The 281-nt window shown below is 57.3% G+C and carries 1 protein-coding gene; it reads right to left on the bottom strand.

The genetic code is table 11. The annotated features are described in order from the left end of the window. A partial coding sequence (locus AC5RWD_RS23330) for an LLM class flavin-dependent oxidoreductase (protein WP_494022281.1) occupies positions 1–249 on the bottom strand: 249 nt, incomplete at its 3' end. Positions 250–281 lie beyond the last annotated feature (32 nt).

The following is a 281-nucleotide window of genomic DNA, read 5'->3' as shown; positions in this document are numbered from 1 at the left end:
GTAGACGACTTCCAAGTATTCTTCGGCGATTGCATAGCGCTGGCCGTGATCGATCAAGTCGCCGAGGCCAACATTTCGGTGCGCATTGGCTGACGCGCTAGTGACGACATTCCAACCCACGCGTCCATTCGTCAGGTGGTCCAGCGTCGCAGTAGATCGCGCGAACGTATACGGCGGGTGCTGGATAGTCGCGCTGGTGTAGATGAATCCCAGATGCTCTGTGGCCTGCGCCATAGCTGGAATCAACATCACCGGGTCAGCGATAGGGAACATCAATCCGC

The organism is Arthrobacter sp. CMU6 (genome assembly GCF_059090205.1).
This window is presented reverse-complemented; position numbering and strand designations above follow the sequence as displayed.